The organism is Streptomyces durocortorensis (assembly GCF_016901035.1).
GTDB classification, from domain to species: Bacteria; Actinomycetota; Actinomycetes; order Streptomycetales; family Streptomycetaceae; genus Streptomyces; species Streptomyces durocortorensis.
The window spans coordinates 1-273 of sequence record NZ_JAFEUF010000594.1 but is presented as its reverse complement, the minus strand read 5'-3'; the positions used below and the strand labels follow the sequence as shown (position 1 = coordinate 273).

Sequence of the window (273 nt, the reverse complement as noted above, 5' to 3'; positions counted from 1 at the left end):
CACCCCGCAGGTCGAAGACGTGCTGTTCCGTGCCGATGGCGTGGCCGCCGGCGTCGGCGCCGGCAAGGTGGTGATCGACATGAGTTCGATCTCCCCCACTGCCACCAAGCAGTTCGCCGAGAAGATCAAGGCCACCGGCGCTGAATACCTCGACGCCCCGGTATCCGGTGGTGAAGTCGGCGCCAAGGCGGCCACCCTGTCGATCATGGTCGGCGGTAGCGAAGCGGCCTTCGAACGCGCGCTGCCACTGTTCCAGGCGATGGGCAAGAACAT

1 protein-coding gene is annotated in these 273 nt (G+C 65.9%); it reads left to right on the top strand.

What is annotated here, in order from left to right; genetic code table 11:
• A partial coding sequence (locus JS521_RS36205) for an NAD(P)-dependent oxidoreductase (RefSeq protein WP_239488318.1) occupies positions 1-273 on the top strand: 273 nt, incomplete at both ends.